We start from the raw sequence: 26597 nt of genomic DNA, 5'->3' as shown, positions 1-26597 counted from the left end.
CCCGCTACGACAAACGCGGCTACATCTTCCTCGGCACCGCAACGGCAGCCGCCATCACCATCTGGCTACGAACATGATCGACCGGACAAGTCCTAGTACGGGCAGTTGCCGATCACTGCGTAGAGATTCTCGACGTGTACGGATCGGCCGCCGTCCGGTACAGATCGACCACCGTCCAGTACGGATCGGATTCCCTCCAGTTCCCGTACGTACCCGACTGCTGACCAGTACGTACCGACCACTGATCAGCACGTATCGCCGCTGACGAGAACGTACCGACCGCTGCTGAGTCCGGACCGCCCGCACAGCGTCGAGGGGCATGCGCACGACCTGAACCCCCTCAGCCAACCGAACACCCCAACCAACCGAACCCCCTGACCCACTGCACCTCCCCCCACACATCACAAGGAGCACCACCCCATGAGCACCACCGCCCGCACCACCACCGCCATTCCCACCGTGCGTCCCCTCACCACGGGTGACGCCGATGTCCTTATCGAGGCTGCTCGTCGGGCCGCCGATGGTCTCGGGGTACGTGGCAGCGTCACCGTGTTGGACACGGGTGGTCAGCTGCTCGGCTTCCGGCGGCATGACGAGGCGGTGCTGATCTCGGGCGAGACCAGTACCCGCAAGGCGTACACCGCGCTCCAGTTGGACGCGCCGACCGCAGACCTTGTGGACCTCGTACGTCCCGACGGGCTCTTCCACACCCTGCCCACCGCGCTGGACCGCCCGCTGCTCTTCATCGCGGGCGGCGTACCGGTCCATCGGGACGGCCGGCTGATCGGCGCGATCGGCTTCGGCGGCGGCACCCCGGAGCAGGACCACCGGATCGCCACCGAGGCGCGGGAGGCGGCACAGCTCGTCTGAGGGAGGTCCCGCGACTGCCGGCGAGGGCCCGCGTTCCGACGGCCGGCCGTTCTCTCCGACGAAGCCGCCCCGTCACCGCTGATCCGAGGTGGGCACCCGACGGCGAGCGCTCGCGCCGTAGACCCGCTCCCGCGCCCGCTCTCGTTGTCGATCGCTATCCCCGTACCCGTTAGAGCTTCTCTCCCCTCCCCGTCCGCGGACCTCTGCCGACTGTGCCGTGCGCAGTCGGCTGCCGCGTTTGGTCGGTCGCCAGGGCTTGAGAACGGAGTCCGCGGTGAGGAAGAGGCAGGTGACCGTGGCGACCGAGGGCGCGACGCGGAGGCTGATGTCGGGGGCCGGCACGCCCGCGGCGGCCCCGGCCGCGAGACGGCTGATGCCTGGCCGGAGCAGGAAGACCGACACCAGCGCGGTGATCAGGGGCAGCCAGAACTTGATGTGGTCCCAGCGATACCCGGCCAGCCCCCACCACGCACCCACGGCCAGTACGAGTCCGCTGACCAGCGACGCCAGAGCGATGGGGAGCGGAGCAGCAGTCAGTCACCGAGGACCTTCATCGCGCGGTAGATGACGGCCGCCATCTCGGGGGCAGCCGGTGGTGAAGCCGTTGATGCTCAGGGCGAGCAGCCCGAGGATGAGCAGCCCAAGGGTGAGCCCGAACCAGCCGACGAATACGGCGATATGAACGACGAGGGTGGCCCGGCGGGCGGGACGACTGCGGCGAGGCATGCGCTCCACGGTGACGAGCGGCGACCGCGAGGCATCTGACGGCGGGAGTATCCGCAGGTACGTGGGGCCGAGTACGTGCGGGGTCTGAGCTGGGCAGGCCGGTGGCGAAGCCACTCCAGTACCCTCCGAAACCACTGCTGCACCTACCCAGGCCACTCCTGCAGCTACACAAGCCACTCCTATACCTCCCCTCGCACTCTCCTCCGTTGCCTCCGTCGTCCCCGCACCCTCCTGCGGGCTCGTGCGTGCTTTCGACCACCAGGCGTCTTAGGCTCCGGCGTATGGGGAAGCTGCATCTGTTTGATATGGACGGGACCCTGCTCTACGGATCCGCTGCCGCCATCGAGATCTCCCGGCAACTCGGGCTGGAGCGGGAGATCGACGAGCTGGAGCGCGGGTTCGCGGCGGGGGAGCTGACACCGCCGCAGTTCGCCCAGTTGGCGTGCGATCTATGGGCCGCCGAGCTGACCGAACCGCAGGTGGCGGCTGCCTTCGAGAGCGCACCGTGGCTGGCCGGAATTCAGGAGGTCTGGGCGGACATACGGGCACGCGGCGAGCGGTGCGCGGTGATCTCGCTCTCGCCGAGCTTCTTCGTCGAACGGCTGCTGGCGTGGGGCGCGGACGCCGCGCACGGTTCGCGCTGGCCCGCGGTGCCGATCCGCGAGCGGGTGGAGCCGGCCGGCATCCTCTCGTCCGCGGCGAAGGTACGGATCGCCGACGAACTCTGCGCGCGGTACGGACTGACCCGGGCCGACTGTGTGGCGTACGGGGACTCCATGTCGGACACCGACCTGTTCGCCGCGGTACCGGCATCGGTGGCCGTGAACGCGGATCACCACGTCAGTGACCTGGCCTCATATGCGTATGCGGGGCGTGATTTGCGGGAGGCGTACGAACTGGTCCGCACCGGCCCGTAATTCAGGGAATTCCACGGTCGATTCATCCGCGGTATGTGCTGAGAATGCGTGCTGTGGGGAGGAGCGAGGATGTCGGGGAGGGACGGGATATCGGATCGCGAGAATTCGGGAAGGCGGGAATGCGTGCAGAGTTCCCGTCCAGGGGTTGTGGTTCCAGCTGCTGCCGGTGAGGTCGCGGCCGGCCCGATGGAGGTGAGGGTTTTCGTGGGTCTGCGAAGGGTGCGCGAAGCCTGCCGACGTAGCGGCGTGGTAGCCCTTGAAAGCCGGACTTATTACTATTTTTCCTCCGCGGCAACCCTCGGCGGCATGTTACCGAGGTGGTCTCTGTCCCCATCATCGGGAGCACCGAGACTTTATGGATTTTGCCCGCTTCATCAGGCTTCGCCGGAACGGCTTGAGTCGATCGCGCATTGATTCAGAAGCGGGGTGGGGGGAATCGCAGGGGCCTTCCGATCCGCGGAGGTGCGAAATGACGACAACCAAAAGACGTTCGAGGCGAGGCAGAGACCATGGACGCTCCGACCACCGCGACGGCCGATAGCGGCTCTTCCGACGACAGCAGTGGCGACTGGGGTTGGTTCACGCCGCTGAAGAATTCGCCCGAAGAGCCGCGCGAGCTGCGAGAGCCACAAAAGCCGCAAGGGCCGCGCGAGCCGCAAGACCACCGGAGACAGCAACCCTCGTCCCACACGTCCCCCACACCTCCCACGTACCCCATAGACCACCCCGCCCCCGCGCCACGGCCTCCTGCCCCTGAGCCCACCCTGGACTCCTTCACCGCCGCGGTCTCGTCCGCCACTGCGGCCACCCCCGCCTCCCCGGATGCGATTCTCATCCGTCGCACCATGGCCGAAATCGAGCCGGTCGCCGACAAGGTCACCTCGTACTTCTATGCGCTGCTGTTCTTGCGCCATCCCGATCTGCGGGTGATGTTCCCCGCCGCGATGGATGTCCAGCGTGACCGGCTGTTCAAGGCGCTGGTCACCGCCGCCAAGCATGTCGATGACGCCGAAATACTCACCGAGTACCTCTCGCATCTCGGCCGCGGGCACCGCAAATACGGCACTCTCGCCGGCCACTACCCCGCGGTCGGCGAATGCCTGCTCGGCGCGCTCTCGCGCCATGCCACGTCCAGTTGGAGCGCCGAGACCGAGGCCGCGTGGGTGCGCGCGTACACCGCGGTCTCGCAGATCATGATCGACGCGGCCGCCGAGGACGAGGCGGTCGCCCCCGCCTGGTGGCAGGCCGAGGTCGTCGCGCACGAGCTGCGGACGCCTGAGATAGCGGTGGTCACCGTCCGCCCCGACCAGCCGTATCCCTTCCTCGCCGGGCAGTACACCACCGTGGAAACGCCCTGGTGGCCACGGGTCTGGCGGCACTACTCCTTCGCCACCGCACCCCGTGCCGACGGTCTGCTCTCGTTCCATGTCAAGGCGGTCCCGGCCGGCTGGGTCTCGAATGCCCTCGTCCGCCGCGCGCGCCCCGGGGACGTCATCCGGCTCGGCGCCCCGGGCGGTTCGATGACCGTCGATCACACCACCCGCAACGGCCTGCTGTGCGTGGGCGGCGGCACCGGCATCGCGCCCATCAAGGCTCTGGTGGAGGACGTGGCGGAACGCGGCATCCGGCGCCCCGTCGAGGTCTTCTACGGCGCCCGCAGCGACTACGACCTCTACGACATCGACACCATGCTGCGCCTGGAGCAGGTCCACCCCTGGCTCTCGGTCCGCCCGGTCGTCGCCACCGGTGCGGTCCGGGGCCGGCCGAACGGCGTCAGCGGGCAACTCCCCGACGCCGTACGCCGATACGGGCCGTGGCGGGAGTACGACGCCTATCTTTCGGGGCCGCCAGGGCTGATCCGCAGCGGTGTGGACGCGTTGCTGGGGGTCGGCATCCCGTCCGACCGTATCCGGCACGACTCGGTGGAAGAACTGGTCACGACGGGATACCGGTAGCGGAGACCGGAGGCACGTCAACGGCCGGGTGCGGGTGAGGCGGGAGGAGCCGCACTTGAGCCACCCCGGGCTGCCGTCCGACCCGGTAGCCGGTCGGCGCGCTCAGCAGTGGGGCACGTCCGAGGCCGAAGCGGCGTACGTCCACCGCGCCGAGCGCATCCCGCAGCCGCGAAGGTGTCGGCGCGAGCGCATGGCACGCGGGCCGCGCGTCCCGTTCTGCCGAAGCAGACGGCTCAGCCCAAATCGGGGGCGTGCATGGCCCGTACGCCCTCGATGTTGCCGTCCAGATAGTGCCGCAGTGAGAGCGGTACGACCTCGACGGAGGCGATCCCGACCCGGGTGAACGGCACCCGCACGATCTCGTACTCGCCACAGGGCTCCTCGACCTCGGGGCCGTGCCGGCGCGCGGGGTCCATCGACTCCAACCGGCAGACGAAGAAGTGCTGCACCTTGACACCGTCCACCCCGCCGTCGCTGAAGTGCTCGACGGTGTCCACGAACACCGGCACGACGTCCGTGATCTTCGCGCCGAGTTCTTCGTCCAGCTCGCGGTGGAGGGCGTCGATGACAGTGGTGTCCTCGGGCTCCACCCCGCCGCCCGGGGTGATCCAGTACGGTGCCCGGCCCGGCTTGGTGCGCTTGATCAGTACGAGGTCCGCGCCGTCGAGCAGAATCGCGCGGGCGGTACGTTTTACGACTGGCCGTACGGTCATACGGGACAGATGCCGCAGTCAGCACCCCGCGAAACCCACGACCCACGCCATATCGCCACACACCACTACACCGCGCCGCATATTTTTTCCCGCCCTCCCCGGCTCCCCCTTCCCGCCCCGGTTCACCAGTCGGCGGCCGTCCGCAGCAGCCAGTCGTGCGCCCGCGCGATGTGCGGCCGGCCGAGCGTCCCGGTCCGTACGACCAGGAAATACGTGCGCAGCGGGGGGACCGGCGGGTCGAGGAGGGCGACGACCTGGCCGCTGTCCAGCGCCTCGGTGCACAGATAGCGGGGCAGCACGCCGAGCCCGGCGCCCGCCGCGACGCAGGCCAGCACCGCCCGGAGGTCGGTGGCGATGACGGCGGCGGAGGCGGCGGGCCGGGCCTCGAAGACCGCCGACCAGTAGCGGGCGATCAGCGGCAGGCTCTCGTGGACCTCGACGAGCGGTACGGGATCCAGCAGGCGGACCCCGCCGGCCCGGAGCGCGTCCGGTCCGCCCAGCCGCTCCGCCCAGCGCGGGGCGGCGATCAGCACATGCTCCTCATCGCACAGCGGGGTGGCGGTGAGCAGTCCGCCGCGCGGCCGGGCGGTGGTGACGGTCAGATCGTGGTGACCGGCGGCGAGGCCGGTCAGCAGCTCCTCGGCGGGCCCGAACGCGGTGCGTATGGACAGGCCCTGGGCGATGAGCGGGGAGAGCGCGGGCAGCGCGCGCTCGGCGGTGAACTCCGGAGGTCCGGCGAGATGCAGGGTGCGGGTGGCGGACCCCTCGTCCAGACCGGCCTCGGTGATCTCGGTGAGTGCGTCGAGATGCGGCGCCACCTTGTGGGCCAGTTCGTCGCCGAGGGTGGTGGGGGTGACGCCGCGGGCGTTGCGCAGGAAGAGCGGGCGCCCCAACCGGCGCTCCAGTGTCCGGATCTGGCTGGTCACCGCGGGCTGGGAGAGGCCGAGCAGCACCGCGGCGCGGGTGAGGGAGCCGGCCCGGTGCACCGTGAGGAAGGTGCGCAGCAGAGCCAGTTCCATTGCGTACCTCCTGCGCCCCTCGGAAGCCCGGCCGCGACCGCCATAAATTTGTCGATGGGGCTGTGTCACTAGCGTGATTGGACACTGACGCTGAGTCAACTAGCCTTTGTTGAGCGGTTCGTTGCACCGTGAACCGCGGCCGGCAGGGTGACGAGGGGGGATACCCTGCCGGCCGGATTCGTGCGGTGACGAGTCCGGCCGACGGGCAGCCGGTGCCGGATCCGGACATTCCAGCAGCCGTTCCGGCCGGGGCGGGTGAGTTTCAGCCGGAGCCTGATGCTCCGGCGGCCGTTCAGGGCGGATCGGCCACTCCGGCCTGGATCGTCCATTCCGGCCCGGACGAGTCCTGTCGGCGTGAAGCTAGTCTTCCGGCCGGGATCAGCCATTCCGACCCGAACGAGCCTTCCGGCCCGAACCCGTCCGCCCCGCCGGGGTCAGCCGCTCCGCCGGAGTCAGCCGTTCCGCGCCGCCGAGTCCAGCGCGCCGAGGACATCCGCGACCAGATCCGCCGGATCCTCGACGCCGACCGAGAAGCGGATGAAGCCCTCCGGTACGGCGTCGCCGCCCCAGCGGGCCCGCCGCTCGGCGGTGGACCGGACACCGCCGAAGCTCGTCGCGTCGTCCACCAGCGTCAGCGCGGCCAGGAACCGCTCCGCATGCGCATGGTCGGGGAGCGCGAAGGACACCACGCAGCCGAAGCGCCCGGGGCGCATCTGCCGTACGGCGAGTGGATGGGCGGGGTCGGTGGGCAGGCCGGGGTGGCGCAGACCGGTGATCTCGGGACGGTCGCGCAGCGCCTCGGCGAGCGCCAGCGCCCCGTCCGCCTGCTGGCGGACCCGCAGCGCCAGGGTGGCGAGCGAGCGGTGCGCGAGCCAGCTCTCCATGGGGCCGGGGATCGCGCCGACCGTCTTGCGCCACAGCCGTACGGAATCGGCCAGCGCGGCGTCGCGGGTGGTGACATAGCCCAGCAGGACGTCGCCGTGGCCGGTCAGCGCCTTGGTGCCGCTGGCGACCGAGAAGTCGGCGCCGAGGTCGAGGGGGCGCTGGCCGAGCGGAGTGGCGAGGGTGTTGTCGACGGCGACCAGGATGCCGCGGGCGTGCGCGGCCTCGGCCAGCCGCCGGATGTCGCAGACGTCCAGACCGGGGTTGGAGGGCGTTTCGATCCACAGCAGCCGGGCGCCGTCCAGCACGTCGAGCTGCGCGTCGTGCGCGGTGGGCGCCGTGCGGACCTCGATGTCGTAGCTCTCCAGGCGGGTGCGGACGGCCGGCAGCAGTTGGTAGCCGTCGTTGGGGAGCACCACAGTGTCGCCGGCGCGCAGCTGGGAGAAGAGGACGGCGGTGATCGCCGCCATCCCGGAGGCGAAGGCGACGGTGTGCGCGGCCTCGTCCGGCGATTCGAGCTCACCGATGGCTTGTTCCAGCCGGGTCCAGGTGGGGTTGCCGTCGCGGCCGTACGTATACGGGCCGACGGCGTCGCCCGGTAGGTGGTAGTGAGCCGCGAAGACCGGCCCGGGGAGGGCCGGTTCGAAGGCGGCGGGCTCCGGAAGCCCGGCCCGTACGACACGTGTGCCGTCGCCCGTCATGCGCTCTCCTCGCTCCTGGTGAACCTGGTGAATCTGTTGAGCCGGTTGAACCTGCTGAGCCCGTTGAACGGCGCTGTTCCTGCTCATCCTGCGTCTTCTGCAGGCGGTGTGCCGCGCGGCGGGTGCTGCGTGTCCCCGGATACCGGCTCTCCGGGCGCGGGCTCTCCGATGGTGACCGCGGCGCGGACCGCCGCCAGGAGGCCGTCGCTCGCCGCCTCGATCATGTCCAGGCACTCCGCGAATTCCGCGGACCCGCCGTAGTACGGATCCGGAACATCCGGTCCGCCCGCCGGTGTGCCGCCCGGCTGGTAGGAGCGCAGCAGACGGACCTTGGCGGCGTCCGAAGCGGTGGGGGCCAGGCGGCGCAGGGTGCGCAGATGTCCGGAGTCCAGCGCGATGACCAGCTCCAGCCGGTCGAACCAGGAGGCCCGGAACTGCCGGGCGGTATGGGTGTGTTCGTAGCCGCCCGCGCGCAGTACGGCGACCGTGCGCGGGTCGGCTCCCTCCCCCTCGTGCCAGCCGCCGGTGCCCGCACTGCCGACCTCGACCAGATCGCCGAGCCCGGCGTCCGCGATCCGGGCCCGGAAGACCGACTCGGCCATCGGCGAGCGGCAGATGTTGCCGGTGCAGACGAAGCAGACGCGGAAGGAGGGGCTCATCTGGTCAGTCTTGCTCAGTCCTGCTCAGTCCTGGTCGGGAAGGACCATGTGCAGCGCCCACGAGACGACCGAGATGATCACGCCACCGAGCACTGCGGTCCAGAAGCCCTGCACATGGAACGCGAGGTGAAATTTGTCCGCCAGCCAGGACGTCAGGAGCAGCATCAGGGCGTTGATGACGAGCGTGATCAGGCCGAGGGTGAGGATGAACAGGGGCAAGGCCAGCAGTTTGACCACGGGCTTGACGATGAAGTTGACCAGCCCGAAGATCAGCGCGACGACAATCAGCGTCAGCACCTTGCGGCCGGTGTTGTCACCGGTCAGCGTGATGTTCTTGAGCAGCCAGATGGCCACTGCAAGTGCCGCGGCATTGGCAAGCGTCTTGACCAGAAAATGCTTCATGGTGAGATCGTCCCAGACGCGACGGACACATCGAGGGGAACGAACGGATGAAGGCTTTCAGGCTGGACGAGCTGGAGGCGGAGCGGGCCGCCAACGATGGCGCGTATCTCCAGTTCCTCCGGGAGCGGAACATGTCGGTCGGGCTGTACGCGCTGGACGCGGGCGGTACCGATCCGCAACAGCCGCATGCCCAGGACGAGGTGTATCTCGTGGTCAGCGGCCGGGCGGCGATCACCGTCGGGATGGAGACGCAGTCGGTGGCGCGCGGCAGCGTCGTCTATGTGCCGGCCGGTGTGGCCCACAAGTTCCACCACATCAGCGAGGACCTGCGGGTTCTGGTGGTCTTCTCTCCGCCCGAGAAATGAGGGCCGGCCCCGGGGACCCGTAGGGGAAGGGTCAGGGGCGGGCCGGGGCTGCGCGGGCCCCGAAGCGGCCCGCGGCGCCCTAGCATCGATGGTGAAGGGGGAACCGGACAGACGCCGCGGCCAACGCGCAGGGACGCGGTCGGCGGCATCGACGCGACTGACAGAGAAAGCAGGGCAGAGCAGTGGCTGGTAAGGGGATATTCGCAGGGCTTCCGTGGTGGGTCACCTGGGTCGTGGTGCCCGTCATCTTGATCGTCGTCTTCGGCGGACTGCTCGCCACCGCGCTCGGCTTCCTGATCAGCGTGCTGTTCAAGGTGCTGATCGCGGCGGCGCTGATCGCCGGAGTGATCTATCTGGTGCGCCGGTTCACCGGCTCCTCCTCGTCCTCGTCGAAGAGCGACTGGTGAACCGCGGCGCCGGCCGGCGCCGTCCGGCGCACGCCGCCTGACGGACACCGTCCGACCGACACTGTCCGGATCCCGACCGATGCCCCGCTCCGCTTCCGGAGCGGGGCATCGGCGTTCCCGGCGGGCCGTCCGACGCTCGGTGAGACGGCTGTTGGGGTCCTCGCGGAGCCGGTCGGCGTTCCGGATGGGGCCGCCGGCGCTTTCCATGGGGCGTCAATCGATCACTGAATGCGTACGCGATACTCCACCAAGTCACCGGATGCCAAGAAATGAGCCAGGTGAGTTAACTCGCAAGCCATTCGGCCTATCGCCTCGACCAGCCGAGTTAGAGTGCGGTTCGCAGTGTCTTCCGGATGCTGACATTCCGGAAAATAGCGAGTGTGGCGAGGCCGGGCGGACGTCGTCGATGGGGGCCTGGGAGACGCGCGCGGTGCGGGAGCAGTTCCCGCGCCGGGGGTCCCGTGCCCCGCGGCGATCGGACCTGGGGGTTGGCGTTGGCAGACGTGAACGGCGAATCCGCTTCCCCGCCCACCCTGATCGGATCGGTGCAGCGCGCGCTGCGCCTGCTGGAGGCGGTGGGCGCACACGCCGACGGGGCGCCCGCCAAGCAACTCGCCAGGGAGGCCGGCCTGCCCCTCCCGACCACCTATCACCTGCTGCGGACCCTGACCCACGAGGGATATCTGCGCCGCGAGAACGGCGTCTTCGTCTTCGGTGAGGCGGCCGACTCCATCGGCCAGGCCGGCTCCCTGCGCCGGCAACGCGCCCATATCACCGAGGTGTTGGCCGTGGCGGGCCGGAAACTGGACGCCGCGGTCTACTTCGCGGTCTACCGTGCGGGCGAGGTGGAGGTGGTGGCGGTGTCCGACGACCCGGAGCGGCCACCGGTCGAGGAGTGGGTCGACTTCCGCACCACCGCACACGCCCATGCGATCGGGCAGTGCCTGCTCGCGCAGCTCGACGACGCGTCCAGGAAGGAGCACCTGGCGCGCTATCCCGTGCAGTCCATAACGCCGTTCTCCGTGCGATCGGAGGACGATCTGCTGCACCGCCTGGACGCGGTACGCCGTCAGAACGTCGCCTACGAGTACCAGGAATACGCGCTGGGCACGGTGTGCTCCGCCATACCCATCCAAGTCGGCGCGGCCGCCGCCACATTGGCGGTTTCGTTGCCCGTGGACGAAGCGCACCGGTTGCGTTCCGTTACGAATCGACTACGAAGAATGGCGGAGAAGACACTAACGACACTCGCCTTCTCTATCAGTATCTGAAAACTCACTCCTTGTGATCTGCTTGCACGTGACAGACGATGGCGTCAATGGGCCTTCGGGGGACGATTCCCGGCCATCTCCGATCTCAAGTGCGGGGCAGTGGTTGATGAACGACACAGTTCAGGCAGAAGTAATCATGAGCTTCCTCGTCTCGGAGGAGCTCGCGTTCCGGATCCCGGTGGAACTGGACTTCGACAGTGCCGATCCGTACGCCATCCGTCTAACCTTCGATCTCCCCGGCGATGTGCCCGTGACCTGGACTTTCAGTCGCGAACTGCTGCTGGACGGGCTCAGTCGGCCGTCCGGTGAGGGCGATGTACGCATCGAACCGTCCTCCGCCGAGTACCTCAGTGATGTCTTCATCAGCCTCCAAGTCGGCGCCGAGCGCGCGCTGTTCAGGGTCAGCGCGCCACCACTGGTCGCCTTCCTGGACCGTACGGACCGACTGGTCCCGCTCGGCAAGGAGGAGGTGTGCGACACCCTGGACGCCGTACTGGACCGCATCCTCACGGAGGCCCCGGCCGGCTGATCCCTCCGCAACGGACCGGCCCAGCCGGTCACGGCACCCCGTACGCCACTCACTCCCGTTCGGCACTCACCGCTTACGGCACTCACCGCTTACGGCGCTTGCCGCGCGCTCCGCGCCGCCCGGACCGTCCACCCCCGGCGACCACGGCTTCCACCGGCGGACCCGGTGTGTCCGTGGGGCCCGGACCGCCCGGCGCCGTGCGGTCCGCCGAGACGACCAGCGCCGCGAGCAGCGTCGTCAGCGGCACCGACGCGACCAGTCCGATGCTGCCCACCAGCGTGCGCACGATCTCCTCCGCGACCACCTCGCTCGTGGCGGCCGTACCGATACCGCTCTGTGCGATCGAGAACAGCAAAAGCAGGGGCAGCGCGGCGCCCGCGTAGGCCATCACCAGGGTGTTCACGACGGACGCGATGTGATCGCGCCCGATCCGCATCGCCGCTCCGTAGAGCTTGCGCCAACCCGCCGTCGGGTCCGCTTCCTTCAGCTCCCACACCGCCGCGGTCTGGGTGACGGTCACATCGTCCAGCACCCCCAGCGACCCGATGATGATCCCCGCCAGCAGCAGACCGTGGATCTCGATACCCGGGTACAGGCTGTGCACCAGCCCGGTCAGGTCGTCCGTGTTGCCGGTCAGCAGCGCCCAGTCGATGAACACCGACCCGAGCAGACCGATCAGCAGCAGCGATGCCAGGGTGCCGAGCACCGCCACCGACGTCCGGGCCGTCAGCCCGTGGCACAGATAGAGCGCGATCAGCATGATCGCGCTGCCGCCGATGACCGCCACCACCAGCGGATCGGAGCCCTTGAGGACCGCCGGGAGGATGAACAGCGTCAGCACCCCGAAGCTCGCCACCAGCGCCACCAGCGCGAGCACCCCGCGCAGCCGGCCGACGAGCACGACCGCGAACGCGAAGACCCCGGCCAGTACCCACATCGGCACGGTCCGGTCGACATCGCTGACCGCGTACTGGAGATCCTTCGGCGCCTTGGGGGAGTACGCGACCACCACGTCCTGCCCGGCCGTGTAGTGCCGCAAGGCGTCCGGCGTCACCACCGTCTGGAACGTCCGCCCGGTGTTGTCACCGGTCGTGACCTTGATCGTCGCCTGCTCGCACTTCGTGGCCCGCCCGCCGCCCGTGCCCGGCGGCTGTCCACCCGGCGACGCCGGCTGTTGCTGCTGCTCGGCGTGGACGTCCGCGCAGTTCACCTCGTCCACCTTGACCACCCTGGCCTTCTCCAAGGGCTGGTCGAAGCCGACGCCGGACGGCTTGTGCGCCGGCGCGCCGCCCGGCCACAGCACGACCAGACCGACCACCACCGCCGCCGCGAACGGGATCAGCACCGCCGCGATCACCTTGCGCAGATGCCGGGAAACAGGCGCGGCGGGCGCATGGCCGTGCGCATGGGAGTGCGCGGGGGCGTGGGGCGGGTGCTCAGAACTGCTCACCGCCCGATCATCGCAAGAACTCATGGGGCCCCCTGTTCAGCGCGTCGCACCGGCCGCTACGGTGGGTGGCACCTTTGCAATCGCGGGAGCTCGGAGCACCGGGCTGAGAGGGCGCTGACCTCCGCGGGGACGGCCGGCCGATGCCGGTACGCCACCCACGGAAGCCGCTGCGTCGACCGCCGAACCTGTTACCGGGTAATGCCGGCGTAGGGAGTTGGGTCTCATGACTCTGAAGGATGCACGCACGCCCGAAAGCGCCGCCGACGGCACCGGAGAGCGGATCGGCTGGCACAAGGGCTATCTTGCCGGATCGCGCCCCGACCTCCGGGTCCCGGTCCGGCGGGTGCACCTCACCAACGGCAAGGACGTGACGCTCTACGACACGTCAGGGCCGTACACCGACCCCCAGATCGACACCGACGTCCGCCGCGGGCTCGCCCCGCTGCGGGAGAACTGGATCATCGCCCGAGGCGACACCGAGGAGTACGCGGGCCGCCCGCCGCGCCCGGAGGACGACGGACTCAAGCACACCTCGCCGCGCGGCGGCCTCAAGAACCTCGACGCGGTCTTCCCCGGCCGCCCCCGCCAGCCGCGCCGCGGCCGGCACGGCGCCGCGGTCAGCCAGCTCGCGTACGCCCAACGCGGCGAGATCACCACGGAGATGGAGTACGTCGCCCTCCGCGAGAACGTCCGGCCCGAGTTCGTACGCGACGAGATCGCGGCCGGCCGCGCCGTGCTCCCCGCCAACGTCAACCACCCGGAGATCGAGCCGATGATCATCGGCAAGAACTTCCTGGTCAAGGTGAACGCCAACATCGGCAACTCCGCGGTTACGTCCTCCATCGAGGAGGAGGTGGACAAGATGACCTGGGCCACCCGGTGGGGCGCCGACACGGTCATGGACCTGTCCACCGGCCGCAACATCCACACCACCCGCGAGTGGGTGCTGCGCAACTCTCCTGTCCCCATCGGCACCGTCCCCCTCTACCAGGCCCTGGAGAAGGTCGACGGCAAGGCCGAGGAACTGACCTGGGAGATCTACAAGGACACCGTCATCGAGCAGGCCGAACAGGGCGTCGACTACATGACGGTGCACGCCGGCGTGCTGCTGCGCTACGTCCCGCTCACCGCCCGCCGCAAGACCGGCATCGTCTCGCGCGGCGGCTCGATCATGGCCGCCTGGTGCCTGGCACACCACAAGGAGTCGTTCCTCTACACGCACTTCGAGGAGCTCAGCGAGATCCTCGCCGCGTACGACGTCACCTACTCCCTCGGCGACGGTCTGCGCCCCGGCTCCATCGCGGACGCCAACGACGAGGCGCAGTTCGCGGAGCTGCGGACGCTCGGCGAGCTGAACACCATCGCCAAGCGGCACGGCGTCCAGACGATGATCGAGGGCCCGGGACACGTCCCGATGCACAAGATCAAGGAGAACATCGACCTCCAGCAGGAGATCTGCGAAGAGGCCCCGTTCTACACGCTCGGCCCGCTGACCACCGACATCGCGCCCGCCTACGACCACATCACCTCCGGTATCGGCGCCGCGATGATCGCCTGGTGGGGCACGGCCATGCTCTGCTACGTAACGCCCAAGGAGCACCTGGGACTTCCGGACCGCGACGACGTCAAGACCGGCGTCATCACGTACAAGATCGCGGCCCATGCGGCGGACCTGGCCAAGGGGCACCCGGGCGCCCAGGACTGGGACGACGCGCTCTCCGACGCCCGCTTCGAATTCCGCTGGGAGGACCAGTTCAACCTGGCCCTCGACCCGGACACGGCCCGCTCCTTCCACGACCAGACGCTCCCGGCCGAACCGGCGAAGACGGCGCACTTCTGCTCGATGTGCGGGCCGAAGTTCTGCTCGATGAAGATCTCCCAGGACATCCGCCGCGAACACGGCGGCGACCTGGCGATCGACCCCGAGGCCGGTATGGCCGAGAAGTCGAAGGAGTTCGCGGCGGCGGGCAACCGCGTCTATCTGCCGATCGCGGACTGACCCACCGCCACGCCGGGACCCGCCCGACGTCACCGTCCCGCGCGGCGACGTCGGGCCGTCGGGCGCTACTCGGGCCGGTGGTCAGGGCCCCCGTAGTCCGGGCTGCTGAAGTCCGGGCTGGCGTAACGGGGGTGCGGTCCGGCCGGGCCGCTGTCCGGGCTGGTGAAGTCGGGGCGGGAGTAGCCGAGGGTCGGGATACGGCTCCCGGGTGCCCCCTGACCGGGTCCGCGGCCGGAGGGGTACGGGCCGGGGGCCGGGCCGGTGAGCGCGCGGCGGAGGAACGGCAGCAGACCGCGGATCAGGAGGGCGTGCCGCCAGGCGTCCCGGGCGTGTTCGAGCTCCGCCGCCGGTCCGTCCTGCGCGGCGGGCTCTGCGGAGCCGTTGCGCAGGGCCGTGACGATCAGGCCGCCCATCCCGAGGAGGGAGCCCACGGCGGCCAGCGCGGCGAAGATCCAGCCGACGCTGATCAGCGGCTGGGCCATGGCGTGTCCGGGGCCGAGGGCGCGCAGGAGGTAGCCGAAGAGGAGGAAGAGGACGGCGGCGATGCCCGCGAGGACCGGGGCGAGGACGGAGACCATGGCGCCCACCCCCGCGCCGGCCGTCCCGGTCGCCGTGGTGACGGCGGTCGCCGTGGCCGGACCGGCCGGGCCGCCGGATGGCTGGTCTCTTTCCCCGCCGCCTGCGCCGGCCCCGGCGTACGCCGGTACGGACGCCGGGTCACGCAGCTCGGCACGGAGCTGTACGTAGTGGTGGTATTCGGCTGCCGCGCAGGCGGCGATGGTGGCCGTCGCATCGAGGGCCATCGCGCGCAGTTGCTCGGTACTGAGGTGCTGACCCGCGTCGGAGAGCACGCCCTCCGGCCGGTATTCGGCGGTACGCAGCGCGTCATCGAGGATGCGTGCGAATTCCTCGCGATCCTCGCTCAGCAGGTGTGAAGCGCTGTTCATCTGCATCCCCCGATGCTCCGTAGGGCCATACCGGCCGACAGCGGCCGGCACTGGGCGGAATGGGCGGAGAGCCTGCTACGGATGGACCGATGGTAGAGCGCCTCCGGCACGGGGCGACAGGGAGTTGGGAAATTGCGACCGGCCACGACCGGTTTTCGCCTCACCGCGCACCCGGCCGATCACCTGCCGACCTTGCGTATACCTGCCCCGGTAACGCTCAGTCATTCAAGGGGAGTTGAACGACCAGCAGCTTTCCGGCCATCGTCACTCCGCCGTCCATCGCGATGGCCAGCCCGTCGGCGTAGACATGCGGACCGTCGACGGCGACGCCCTCGTCCTCGCTGTCCTCCGTGCCGACCTCGCCCAGCAGATACGGGATCGGGCTGTGGCCGTGGACGACGCGTTCGCCACCGTAGGCGTCCAGGAGTTCCCGGGCGGCCTGTGCCCCGCCGTCGTCACGGAAGGCGAACCGCTTGGTGAACTTGCGGAAGAGCTCCCAGACTTCGTCGGCTTCGCTGCGCGTCAGCACCTCGTGGACGGTGTCGTTGACGTCCTCGATGGAGTCGCCGTATTCGAGGTAGGCGGTGGTGTCGGAGTGCACGAGCAGATGCCCGTCCTCCTCCGTCACGGCATCCAGCCGGGCCATCCACTGGAGGTGGTGGTCCTCCAGGCGGTCCATATCGGTCTTCTGGCCGCCGTTGAGCAGCCAGGCGGCCTGGAAGGAGGCGGTACCGGCGCCGGACTGGACGGGGGTGTCGCCGAACCGCTTGGCCCCCAGCAGCAGCAGTTCGTGGTTGCCCATCAGGGCCTTGCAGTAGCCGCCGGCCGCCGCGGCCTGGGCGGAGAGCTGCATGACGAGATCGATGACGCCGATGCCGTCCGGGCCGCGGTCGGTGAAGTCGCCGAGGAACCACAGCCGGGCGTTGCGGGCCGACCAGTCGCCGTCGGCGTCGATCAGTCCCTCGGCGGCCAGTGCCTCGCGCAGCTCCTCGTAGAAGCCGTGCACATCGCCGACGACATACAGCGGGCCCGGCCCGTCGGGCACCTCGGGGTCCGTGGCCGTCTCCGGCGCCGGTACGAGACCCGCGGCCGGGAGGTCGACGAGGGTGTCCGTACGGACCGCGCCGATGACCGGGAGGTCGCGCTCGGTGGGGGTGTACTCCGCGGGCGGCTCGTCCGGCCGGGCGTCGGGCGGTACCACGGGGGGCGCGGCCGGGGGGCCGGCGGGCAGATGCCTCGGCGGCCCGACGGGGGCCAGGGGCGGTGGCCCCGCGGGCGGTCCGGGCGGCGGAGGGGACGCCGGAGTTTCTTCCGCCATGGTCCACACCATGGGTCCTTGACCGGCCCCCTGAGTCATCGACCCCTCCACCATCGCGCGCCGTGCACCTCTGGGACCTCTGCCTGGTCGGCGGCGGGTCCGCGGTGTCGTGCGCCCATCATAGGAATGCCGCTCGCGGGTTGTGACGCACCCGGGGGTGGTCAATCGGCCGGAGCCTGCCGATCGCGGCTGATTTCTCCCGTGATCACCCTGTTTTTTCCTGGCCGGAGGAGACACCGGGCCGCAGCCGGCGGGCCCGGTCCGCCGTCCACGGGAGCACGCTCAGTTGCCGGCCGGACCCCGCGGCGGGCTGATGGTCGTCCGCGGGGACCGCCGCTGGGAGGAGGTCCGGACGATCAGATCCGTCGGTATCACCTGCTCGACCGGCCGGCCGTCGCCGAGCCCTTCGATGGCGTCGATGAGGATCTGGACGACGGCGGTGCCGATGCGGCGGGGCTTGAGGGAGAGCGTGGTGATGGGCGGCTCGGTGCTGGCGTAGCCGGTGGACTCGCTACAGCAGACCAGCAGCAGATCCTCGGGGACGCGCAGGCCGTAGCGGCGGGCGGCGGCGAGCAGATCGGTGCCGTTGGGGTCGAAGAGTCCGTAGACGGCGTCCGGGCGGTCCGGACGGGCCAGCAGCCGGTCGGCGGCGACGGCACCCGCGCAGGGGTCGTGGGCCGGGTAGGACTCGTACACCGGGTCCTGGCCGACCCGCTCGCACCACCGCAGATAGGCGGTGGTGGACAGCCGGGTGTAGGTGTCGGTGGTGGTGCCGGTGAGCAGGCCGATGCGGCGGGCGCCGGCGTCGGCGAGGTGGTCGAGCAGGCCGAGGACGGCCGCTTCGTGATCGTTGTCGACCCAGCCGGTGACGGGGAGGGCGCCGCCGGGGCGGCCGTCGGAGACGACGGGGATGCCGTGCCGGACCAGTTCCGCGACGACGGAGTCGCCGTCGGCGGGGTCGATGACGACGGTGCCGTCCAGGGCGACGTTGGACCACACGTCGTGGCGGGAGGTCGCGGGGAGGATGACCAGCGCGTAGCCGCGGGCCAGCGCCGCCGAGGTGGCGGCTCTGGCCATCTCGGCGAAGTACGCGAACTCGGTGAAGGTGAAAGGTTCATCCCCGTACGTGGTCACGGTCAGGCCGATGAGTCCTGACTTGCCGGTACGGAGGGTGCGGGCGGCTGCGGACGGGCGATAGCCCAGCCGGTCGGCCACCTCGCGGACATGGCTACGGGTGGCATCCGGAAGCCGGCCCTTGCCGTTGAGCGCGTCGGAGACGGTCGTGATCGATACACCGGCTGCGGCGGCCACGTCCCGGATGCCCGCCCGTCCCAGTCGGCGACCGGTCGACCGGCTCACCTGGTGCTTCCCTGCTGCTGTCATGGCGAGCCGATAGTAGGGCTCGGGCAACCCGTTCGAGGGGGTCGTCCGGAGCTCGCGAGAAGGCACGTTTCTGCAAGGTCGTATCCCCTCAATTTCCATGGAAATTGAGGGAGTTGATTCCTCCCGCAATCGTTGGAGGGGAGAGCGGGTGTCCTCGCCTGCCGATGAGTTCAGGTCTCGAAGAGGTCTCAAGTCACCTCCACGGGGGATGCGCGCCACGGCGCGGGCCACCAGCGCGTAACAGACAGCGGAGCGCTCCCTAAAGCTTCCGCGCGAGGCGGTCGGATGCGGCCTGCGTCCGCCGCCGCTGCCGGGCGCCGGTGAATCAGGGGCTGCCGCCGGACGGGGCAATCCTCATAAGGTGTGCAGTATTGGAGTCGAGGGACGGTCGAGGAGGACCTGCGGTGAGCGAGAAAACCCCGAAGCTGCGTGCTGCGCTGGACGGCATTCCCACCTACAAGCCGGGCCGGCCGGCGGCGGCCGACGGCCCCGTTTCGTACAAGCTGTCCTCCAACGAGAACCCCTATCCGCCGCTGCCGGGCGTCCTGGAGAGCGCGGTGGCGGCGGCCGGCTCCTTCAACCGTTACCCGGACATGGCCTGTACGGGGCTGATGGCGGAGCTGGCCGAGCACTTCTCGGTGCCGGTGGAGCATCTGGCGACCGGTACCGGGTCGGTGGGGGTGGCTCAGCAGCTGATCCAGGCGACCGCCGGTCCCGGCGATGAAGTGATGTACGCCTGGCGGTCGTTCGAGGCGTACCCGATCATCACCCAGGTCTCCGGCGCCACCTCCGTGCAGGTCCCGCTGACCTCGGACGAGGTGCACGATCTGGACGCGATGCTCGCCGCGATCACCGACCGGACCCGGCTGATCTTCGTCTGCAACCCCAACAACCCCACCGGCACCGTCGTACGCCGTGCCGAGCTGGAGTCCTTCCTGGACCGGGTGCCGAGCGATGTGCTGGTGGTGCTGGACGAGGCGTACCGCGAGTTCAACCGCGACGCCGAGGTGCCGGACGGCATCGATCTCTACCGGGACCGCCCCAATGTGTGTGTGCTGCGGACGTTCTCCAAGGCGTACGGCCTCGCGGGGCTGCGGATCGGCTTCGCGGTGGCGCACGAGCCGGTGGCGGCCGCGCTGCGCAAGACGGCGGTGCCCTTCGGTGTGAGCCAGCTCGCCCAGGAGGCGGCGGTGGCCTCGCTGCGCAGCGAGGCGGCGCTGATGGAGCGGGTGGACGCGCTGGTCGTCGAGCGGGCCCGGGTGCTCGGCGCGCTGGCCGGGCAGGGCTGGACGCTGCCGGAGTCGCACGCCAACTTCGTGTGGCTGCGGCTGGGGGACCGCGCGGCGGACTTCGCGGCGGCGTGCGAGCGGGCCGGGGTGGTCGTGCGGCCGTTCGCCGGCGAGGGGGTACGGGTGACGATCGGCGAGAGCGCGGCGATGGATCTCTTCCTGGAGGCCGCGGAGGAATTCCGCAAGACGTACTGACGCGTTCACGCTATGTGAATGCCGGTGTGAACGCCTTCGGGCGAGGCTGAGGCCGCAGGTCACCGACCTGCGGCCTCTGGCATGTGGGGGGTGACCGCGGTCACCCACCCCCCCCATCAGGATGGCCGAAAAGGGTAGGAGATAATGGCTTGTGAATGTGAACGCGTTCACAAGCGTGTCCCTTTATGTCCTGCTTTCTCTGTGACGCAAGGGGCAAACTGCCGTAGGAACGGCGACGTAAGGAGAGCCCGACGTGGAACTGGCGTTGGCGCCAGAGACCCTGGCGCGATGGCAATTCGGCATCACGACCGTCTACCACTTCCTCTTCGTCCCCCTCACGATCTCCCTCGCCGCTCTGGTGGCAGGACTTGAGACCGCCTGGGTGCGAACGGGAAACCAGAAGTACCTCCAGGCCACCAAGTTCTGGGGCAAGCTGTTCCTGATCAACATCGCGATGGGCGTCGTCACCGGCATCGTCCAGGAGTTCCAGTTCGGTATGAACTGGTCCGACTACTCGCGGTTCGTCGGTGACATCTTCGGTGCCCCGCTCGCGTTCGAGGCGCTCATCGCCTTCTTCTTCGAGTCCACCTTCATCGGCCTGTGGATCTTCGGCTGGGACAAGCTGCCGAAGAAGATCCACTGCCTGTGCATGTGGGTGGTCGCGGTCGGCACGATCCTGTCGGCCTATTTCATCCTCGCGGCCAACTCCTGGATGCAGCACCCGGTCGGTTACAAGTACAACGCCGCCAACGGGCGCGCCGAGCTGACCGACTTCTGGAAGGTGCTGACCCAGGACACCACCCTCGTCGTCGTCTTCCACACGCTGACCGCCGCCTTCCTGACCGGCGCCGCGTTCATGGTCGGCATCTCCGCGTACCACCTGATGCGCAAGAAGCACATCAAGGTGATGCGGACGTCGCTGCGGGTGGGCCTGGTCACCCTGGTGATCGCCGGCATCATGACCGCCATCAGCGGTGACACGCTGGGCAAGGTCATGTTCGAGCAGCAGCCGATGAAGATGGCGGCGGCCGAGGCGCTGTGGGACAAGGAGGAACCGGCGCCGTTCTCGGTCTTCGCCTACGGCGATGTCGACAAGGGGCACAACAAGGTCGCCATCGAGATCCCCGGTCTGCTCTCCTTCCTCGCGCACAACGACTTCAGTTCGCCGGTGCCCGGGATCAACGACGTCAACAAGTCCGAGCAGGAGAAGTTCGGGCCCGGTGACTACCGGCCCAACATCCCGGTCGCCTACTGGGGCTTCCGGTGGATGATCGGCTTCGGTATGGCGTCCTTCGCCATCGGACTGGCCGGGCTCTGGCTCACCCGCAGGAAGTTCTGGCTCGCGCCGTCGCTGCGGACGGGCGACGAGGAACCCCCGCATCTCGCGGTCACCAAGAACAAGGCGCTCGGCGCCCGGTTCACCAAGTGGTACTGGTCACTGGCCTTCGTCACCCTCGGCTTCCCGCTGATCGCCAACTCCTGGGGCTGGATATTCACCGAGATGGGCCGCCAGCCCTGGGTCGTCTACGGCGTCCTGCGCACCTCCGACGCGGTGTCGCCAAGTGTCTCGCAGGGCGAGGTGCTGACCTCGATGATCGTCTTCACCACGCTCTACGCGGTGCTCGCCGTGATCGAGGTCAGGCTGCTGGTGAAGTACATCAAGGCCGGACCCCCGGAGCTGACCGACTCCGACCTCAACCCGCCCACCAAGATCGGCGGCGATTCCCAAGACGCCGACCGGCCGATGGCCTTCTCGTACTAGGAGGCGGCTGTGCAACTCCACGACGTCTGGTTCGTCCTCATCGCCGTCCTCTGGATCGGGTACTTCTTCCTCGAAGGCTTCGACTTCGGAATCGGCATCCTCACCAAGCTGCTCGCCCGGGACCGGCGCGAGAAGCGGGTACTGATCAACACCATCGGCCCGGTCTGGGACGGCAACGAAGTCTGGCTGCTCAGTGCGGGCGGCGCGACCTTCGCGGCCTTCCCCGAGTGGTACGCCACGCTCTTCTCCGGTTTCTACCTGCCGCTGCTGGTCATCCTGGTCTGTCTGATCGTGCGCGGAGTCGCCTTCGAGTACCGCGCCAAGCGGGCCGAGGAGCGCTGGCAGCGGAACTGGGAACACGCGATCTTCTGGACCTCGCTGATCCCCGCGCTCCTGTGGGGCGTGGCGTTCGGCAACATCGTGCGCGGCGTGAAGATCGACGCACACAAGGAGTACGTCGGGACCTTCTTCGACCTGCTCAACCCGTACGCGATCCTCGGCGGACTGGTGACGCTGACGCTGTTCACCTTCCACGGCGCGGTGTTCGCCGCGCTCAAGACGCTGGGCGACATACGGGAGCGGGCCCGCAAGCTGGCGACCGTCGTCGGACTGATCACCGCCGTGCTCGCGCTCGGCTTCCTGATCTGGACCCAGCTCGACCGCGGCAACGGCACGAGCCTGGTCGCCATGATCGTGGCGGTGGTCGCGCTGGTCGCGGCGCTCGGCGCCAATCAGATCGGGCGTGAGGGATGGGCGTTCGCGTTCTCCGGGATCACCGTCGCGGCCGCGGTCGCGATGCTCTTCCTGACGCTCTTCCCGAACGTCATGCCGTCCTCGCTGAACGAGAGCTGGAACCTCACGGTCACCAACGCCTCGTCCAGCCCCTACACCCTGAAGATCATGACCTGGTGCGCCGGTATCGCCACCCCGGTTGTGATTCTCTATCAAGGGTGGACGTACTGGGTGTTCCGTAAGCGAATCGGCACCCAGCACATCGCCGACGCCCACTAGCTGAGTCCCGCCCCTTCGGGGGCGGCCTCATCAGGACGGAAAGTTTCACGTGAAACCGGTCGACCCGCGCCTGCTCCGATACGCCCGCGCCACCCGCGTCTTCCTCATCGCGGTGGTGGTGCTCGGGCTTGCCGGGGCGGGCCTGGTCGTCGGCCAGGCCATGCTCATCGCCGAGATCGTGGTCGGCGCCTTCCAGCACGACCTCGATCTCGGCGGCCTGACCACACCGGTGATGCTGCTCGCCGCGGTCTCCGTCGGCCGCGGGCTGGTCTCCTGGCTCACCGAACTGGCCGCGCACCGCGCCAGTGCGGCGGTCAAGTCCGAGCTTCGGATGCGGCTGGTCGAGCGGGCGGCGCTGCTCGGTCCGGGCGCGGCGATCCGCCGGCCGGACAGCGACCCGAAGGCCACCGGCCCGGACGGCGGCCCGTCTGCGGCCGACGCGGGCACGCTGGAGATGCGCACCGGCGAACTCACCACCCTCGCCACGCGCGGTATCGACGCTCTGGACGACTACTTCTCCCGCTATCTGCCGCAGCTGGGGCTGGCGGTCGTGGTCCCCGTCGCGGTGCTGGCCCGGATCGTCACCGGCGACTGGATCTCGGCCCTGACGATCGTCATCACCCTCCCGCTGATCCCGCTCTTCATGATCCTCATCGGCTGGGCCACCCAGTCGCGGATGGACCGCCAGTGGCGGCTGCTCTCGCGGCTGTCCGGGCATTTCCTGGACGTCGTCGAGGGGCTGCCCACCCTCAAGGTCTTCGGGCGGGCCAAGGCCCAGGCGGCTTCCATCCGCGCGATCACCAGCGAGTACCGCCGGGCGACCCTGCGCACGCTGCGGATCGCCTTTCTCTCCTCCTTCGCGCTCGAACTTCTCGCCACCATCTCCGTCGCCCTGGTCGCGGTCGGCATCGGTATGCGCCTGGTGAACGGCGATCTCGATCTCTACACCGGGCTGATGGTGCTGGTGCTGGCGCCCGAGGCGTATCTGCCGCTTCGACAGGTGGGTGCGCAGTACCACGCCGCCGCCGAAGGGCTCTCGGCCGCGGAGGAGATCTTCGCGGTGCTGGAGACCCCGCTGCGGACGGCCGGTACCGCGCCCGCGCCCGCGGGCACGGCACTGGCGGTCGAGGGGCTCGTCGTCCGCCACCCGGGACGGACCGCCGACTCGCTCCCCGCGACGTCGTTCGAGGTCCGGCCCGGTGAGACCGTCGCGCTGGTCGGCCCCTCCGGCGCCGGCAAATCCACCTTGCTCAGCGTGGTGCTCGGCTTCACCGAACCGTCCGAGGGCCGCGTCCTCGTCGACGGCCAGGACATCGCCGCCCTTTCGCCCGAGAGCTGGCGGCAGCGGATCGCCTGGGTGCCGCAGCATCCGCACCTCTTCGCAGGCACCATCGCCGAGAACGTACGGCTGGCACGCCCGGACGCCGAGGACGCGGCGGTGCGCACCGCTCTGGACGACGCCGGGGCGCTGGACTTCGTCGACGCGCTCCCCGACGGCCTGGCCACCCGGCTCGGTGAATCCGGTGCCGGTCTCTCCGCGGGCCAGCGGCAGCGCATCGCGCTCGCCCGTGCCTTCCTCGCCGACCGGCCGATCCTGCTGCTGGACGAGCCGACCGCGAACCTGGACGGCGAGAGCGAGGAGGCGATCGTGGCGGCCGTCCGGCGGCTCGCGGTCGGCCGTACCGTCCTGCTGATCGTGCACCGGCCGGCGCTGCTGGCGGTGGCCGACCGCACGGTGCGGCTGCCCGCTCCGGCCGACCCGGCCGACCGGACCGCGGAGGTGGCCGGTGCCTCCGACGGAGGGCCGGAAGGCACGGGCCGGGACGCCGCGGCCGATGACATCGCCGCGACCACTTCGGCCGACGGGCCCCGACAGCAGGACTCGAACCCCGGCCCGGACCCGTACGCCACTCCCGTCCGTGGTTCGGCGCTGACCCGGCTGCGGCGGATCGCGCGTGCCCGGCGGGCGCGATTCGCGCTGGCGCTGCTGCTCGGCAGCCTCGCGCTGGGCAGCGCGGTGGGCCTGATGGCGACGTCCGGCTGGCTGATCTCGCGCGCGGCGCAGCATCCGCCGGTGCTCTATTTGATGGTGGCGGTCACCGCCACCCGCGCGTTCGGCATCGGGCGGGCCGCCTTCCGCTACGCCGAGCGGCTCGTCGCGCACGACGCGGTGTTCCGGATGCTCGCCGATGTACGCGTGGCCGTCTTCCGGCGGCTGGAGCGGCTCGCGCCGGCCGGGCTCAAGGAGCGCCGCCGCGGCGATCTCCTCTCGCGGCTGGTCGCGGATGTCGACGCGGTACAGGACTACTTCCTGCGCTGGCTGCTGCCGGCTGGCGCCGCGGTGCTGGTCGGCGCCGCCGCCGTCGGCTTCACCGGCTGGCTGCTGCCGGAGGCGGGCGCGATCCTCGCCGTCGGACTGCTGCTCGCGGGCGCGGGCGTGCCGGTGCTCTCGGGCGCCCTGGCCCGGCGGGCCGAGCGTCAGCTGGCCCCGGCCCGCGGGGTGCTCGCCACCCGCGTCGTCGACCTGCTCACCGGCACGGCCGAGCTGACGGTCGCCGGCGCCATCGGGGCCCGTACGGACGCGGCACGGCACGCGGACCGGGACCTGACCCGCCTGGCTTCCCGCTCGGCGGCCGCGGCCGGGGTGGGCGCCGGACTCTCGGCGCTGGTGTGCGGGCTGACCGTCGCCGCGGCGGCGGTGGCCGGTGTCCAGGCGGTGCACGAGGGGCGGCTGAACGGGGTGGCGCTGGCCGTCGTCGTGCTCACCCCGCTCGCCGCGTTCGAGGCGGTGACGGGGCTGCCGCTCGCCGTGCAGTACCGCCAGCGCACCCGGCGCGCCGCCGAGCGGGTCTTCGAGGTGCTGGACGCTCCGGCGCCGGTGCGCGAACCGGCCACGCCCGCCGCCGCTCCGGACACGCCGTTCCCGCTGGCCGTACAGGGCCTCACCGCGCGCCACCCGGGACAGCACGAGCCGGCGCTGGACGGCGTCGGATTCACCCTCACGGCCGGGCGGCGGCTCGCCGTCGTCGGCCCCTCCGGCTCCGGCAAGACCACGCTCGCACAGGTGCTGCTGCGCTTCCTGGACCGGGAGGCGGGGACGTACACGCTGGGCGGGACGGATGCCGCGGCGGTGGACGGTGACGACGTCCGGCGGCTGGTGGGGCTGTGCGCACAGGACGCGCACCTCTTCGACAGCTCGCTGCGGGAGAACCTCAGGCTGGCCCGCCGGAGCCGCCCCGATGACGAGGCCGCGCCGGACGCCGCCGACCGGGACCTGTGGGACGCGCTCGGCCGGGCGCGGCTGGCGGACTGGGTGCGCGGGCTGCCCGACGGGCTGGACACCATGGTCGGCGAGCACGGCGCCCGGCTGTCCGGCGGTCAGCGCCAGCGCCTGGCACTGGCCCGTGCGCTGCTCGCGGACTTCCCGGTCCTCGTCCTGGACGAGCCCGCCGAGCACCTCGACCTGGCCACCGCCGATGCGCTGACCGCCGATCTGCTGGCCGCGACCGAGGGCCGTACGACGGTGCTGATCACCCACCGGCTCACCGGTCTCGACGCGGTGGACGAGGTGCTGGTGCTGGACCGCGGCCGGGCCGTACAGCACGGCGGATACGCGGAGCTGGCCGCGACCGACGGCCCGTTCCGGCGGATGCTGGAGCGCGAGCGGGCGGTGGACGCGGCGTACGGGGACCTGCCGGTGGCGATCTCCGCACCGCGCCGCGCACCGGGCCGTACCCCGGCGTTCCGCGGGTAGCCGGCGGGCCGCGCGCGGGCTTCTCCGTATATCTGGACTTTCGTCGGAAAAGCGCCCTTATTAGGCTCATGGC

General features: G+C 70.1%; 23 protein-coding genes. 12 read left to right on the top strand and 11 right to left on the bottom strand.

All coding sequences use genetic code 11. The features are described from left to right. Positions 1 to 420 precede the first annotated feature (420 nt). Positions 421 to 870: a GlcG/HbpS family heme-binding protein gene (locus IH09_RS30905; protein ID WP_052860839.1), complete on the top strand. Its 450-nt coding sequence runs from the start codon at positions 421 to 423 to the stop codon at positions 868 to 870. Between the two features lie 72 nt (positions 871 to 942). Here IH09_RS30905 and IH09_RS40335 read toward each other — a convergent pair whose 3' ends face one another. Further along, the gene (locus IH09_RS40335; protein ID WP_240150600.1) at positions 943 to 1347 is read right to left on the bottom strand and encodes a hypothetical protein; all 405 of its coding nucleotides are present in this window, start codon (positions 1345 to 1347) and stop codon (positions 943 to 945) included. Between the two features lie 60 nt (positions 1348 to 1407). Further along, entirely contained in the window at positions 1408 to 1596 is a 189-nt protein-coding gene (locus IH09_RS40330) for a hypothetical protein (RefSeq protein ID WP_240150599.1), read from the bottom strand. Positions 1597 to 1877: 281 nt separating this feature from the next. On the opposite strand from IH09_RS40330, the gene IH09_RS30895 reads away from it, so the two are divergent. Continuing rightward, positions 1878 to 2513 (top strand): HAD family hydrolase, encoded by a 636-nt coding sequence (locus IH09_RS30895; RefSeq protein ID WP_052860838.1) that lies wholly within the window; start codon positions 1878 to 1880, stop codon positions 2511 to 2513. 845 nt (positions 2514 to 3358) lie between these two features. Then, positions 3359 to 4468, top strand: a complete 1110-nt coding sequence (locus tag IH09_RS30890; protein WP_052860837.1) for a globin domain-containing protein — start codon at positions 3359 to 3361, stop codon at positions 4466 to 4468. Positions 4469 to 4701: 233 nt separating this feature from the next. Here the strand turns inward: IH09_RS30890 and IH09_RS30885 are convergent, their stop codons facing one another. The 5 genes from IH09_RS30885 to IH09_RS30865 form a co-directional block, all read right to left on the bottom strand. Further along, a complete protein-coding gene (locus tag IH09_RS30885) occupies positions 4702 to 5181 on the bottom strand; it encodes an NUDIX domain-containing protein (protein ID WP_052860836.1) in 480 nt (159 codons plus the stop codon). 122 nt (positions 5182 to 5303) lie between these two features. Further along, a complete protein-coding gene (locus IH09_RS30880; protein WP_052860835.1) occupies positions 5304 to 6200 on the bottom strand; it encodes a LysR family transcriptional regulator in 897 nt (298 codons plus the stop codon). A 452-nt stretch (positions 6201 to 6652) separates the two neighbouring features. Further along, complete coding sequence (locus tag IH09_RS30875; protein ID WP_052860834.1) at positions 6653 to 7783, bottom strand: cystathionine gamma-lyase; 1131 nt, start codon at positions 7781 to 7783, stop codon at positions 6653 to 6655. A gap of 83 nt (positions 7784 to 7866) precedes the next feature. Next, on the bottom strand, positions 7867 to 8442 hold the full coding sequence (locus IH09_RS30870) for a low molecular weight protein-tyrosine-phosphatase (protein ID WP_052860833.1): 576 nt from the start codon (positions 8440 to 8442) through the stop codon (positions 7867 to 7869). Between the two features lie 24 nt (positions 8443 to 8466). After that, positions 8467 to 8844, bottom strand: coding sequence for a phage holin family protein (locus tag IH09_RS30865; protein WP_052860832.1), 378 nt, complete (start codon positions 8842 to 8844; stop codon positions 8467 to 8469). Positions 8845 to 8891: 47 nt separating this feature from the next. On the opposite strand from IH09_RS30865, the gene IH09_RS30860 reads away from it, so the two are divergent. From IH09_RS30860 to IH09_RS30845, 4 genes are all read left to right on the top strand, one after another. Then, a complete protein-coding gene (locus tag IH09_RS30860; RefSeq protein ID WP_052860831.1) occupies positions 8892 to 9209 on the top strand; it encodes a cupin domain-containing protein in 318 nt (105 codons plus the stop codon). Between the two features lie 182 nt (positions 9210 to 9391). Then, positions 9392 to 9616, top strand: coding sequence for a DUF5326 family protein (locus tag IH09_RS30855; RefSeq protein WP_052860830.1), 225 nt, complete (start codon positions 9392 to 9394; stop codon positions 9614 to 9616). A 494-nt stretch (positions 9617 to 10110) separates the two neighbouring features. Beyond that, positions 10111 to 10887 carry an IclR family transcriptional regulator gene (locus IH09_RS30850; RefSeq protein WP_052860842.1) on the top strand — a complete coding sequence of 259 codons (777 nt, stop codon included), beginning with the start codon at positions 10111 to 10113 and terminating at the stop codon, positions 10885 to 10887. A gap of 106 nt (positions 10888 to 10993) precedes the next feature. Continuing rightward, positions 10994 to 11416 carry an SsgA family sporulation/cell division regulator gene (locus tag IH09_RS30845; protein ID WP_052860829.1) on the top strand — a complete coding sequence of 141 codons (423 nt, stop codon included), beginning with the start codon at positions 10994 to 10996 and terminating at the stop codon, positions 11414 to 11416. Between the two features lie 82 nt (positions 11417 to 11498). On the opposite strand, the gene IH09_RS30840 is transcribed toward IH09_RS30845, so the two are convergent. Then, a complete protein-coding gene (locus IH09_RS30840; RefSeq protein ID WP_052860828.1) occupies positions 11499 to 12890 on the bottom strand; it encodes a YibE/F family protein in 1392 nt (463 codons plus the stop codon). A gap of 199 nt (positions 12891 to 13089) precedes the next feature. On the opposite strand from IH09_RS30840, the gene thiC reads away from it, so the two are divergent. Next, positions 13090 to 14865, top strand: coding sequence for a phosphomethylpyrimidine synthase ThiC (gene thiC / locus IH09_RS30835; RefSeq protein WP_052860827.1), 1776 nt, complete (start codon positions 13090 to 13092; stop codon positions 14863 to 14865). 65 nt (positions 14866 to 14930) lie between these two features. Here thiC and IH09_RS30830 read toward each other — a convergent pair whose 3' ends face one another. The 3 genes from IH09_RS30830 to IH09_RS30820 all read right to left on the bottom strand — a co-directional run bounded on the left by IH09_RS30830 (position 14931) and on the right by IH09_RS30820 (position 18513). Further along, positions 14931 to 15812, bottom strand: a complete 882-nt coding sequence (locus IH09_RS30830; protein ID WP_318279604.1) for a hypothetical protein — start codon at positions 15810 to 15812, stop codon at positions 14931 to 14933. A 217-nt stretch (positions 15813 to 16029) separates the two neighbouring features. After that, complete coding sequence (locus IH09_RS30825) at positions 16030 to 17130, bottom strand: metallophosphoesterase (protein ID WP_404827301.1); 1101 nt, start codon at positions 17128 to 17130, stop codon at positions 16030 to 16032. A 282-nt stretch (positions 17131 to 17412) separates the two neighbouring features. Next, the gene (locus IH09_RS30820; RefSeq protein WP_052860824.1) at positions 17413 to 18513 is read right to left on the bottom strand and encodes a LacI family DNA-binding transcriptional regulator; all 1101 of its coding nucleotides are present in this window, start codon (positions 18511 to 18513) and stop codon (positions 17413 to 17415) included. A gap of 404 nt (positions 18514 to 18917) precedes the next feature. On the opposite strand from IH09_RS30820, the gene hisC reads away from it, so the two are divergent. The 4 genes from hisC to cydD all read left to right on the top strand — a co-directional run bounded on the left by hisC (position 18918) and on the right by cydD (position 26524). Then, positions 18918 to 19997, top strand: coding sequence for a histidinol-phosphate transaminase (gene hisC / locus IH09_RS30815; RefSeq protein ID WP_052860823.1), 1080 nt, complete (start codon positions 18918 to 18920; stop codon positions 19995 to 19997). A gap of 253 nt (positions 19998 to 20250) precedes the next feature. Continuing rightward, positions 20251 to 21759, top strand: a complete 1509-nt coding sequence (locus tag IH09_RS30810) for a cytochrome ubiquinol oxidase subunit I (protein ID WP_052860822.1) — start codon at positions 20251 to 20253, stop codon at positions 21757 to 21759. 9 nt (positions 21760 to 21768) lie between these two features. Beyond that, positions 21769 to 22770, top strand: a complete 1002-nt coding sequence (cydB, locus tag IH09_RS30805) for a cytochrome d ubiquinol oxidase subunit II (RefSeq protein ID WP_052860821.1) — start codon at positions 21769 to 21771, stop codon at positions 22768 to 22770. Positions 22771 to 22819: 49 nt separating this feature from the next. Beyond that, on the top strand, positions 22820 to 26524 hold the full coding sequence (gene cydD, locus IH09_RS30800) for a thiol reductant ABC exporter subunit CydD (RefSeq protein ID WP_052860820.1): 3705 nt from the start codon (positions 22820 to 22822) through the stop codon (positions 26522 to 26524). Positions 26525 to 26597 lie beyond the last annotated feature (73 nt).

The sequence above is a fragment of the Streptomyces celluloflavus genome, from assembly GCA_000720995.1.
Lineage (GTDB): Bacteria > Actinomycetota > Actinomycetes > Streptomycetales > Streptomycetaceae > Streptomyces > Streptomyces celluloflavus.
This window is presented reverse-complemented; position numbering and strand designations above follow the sequence as displayed.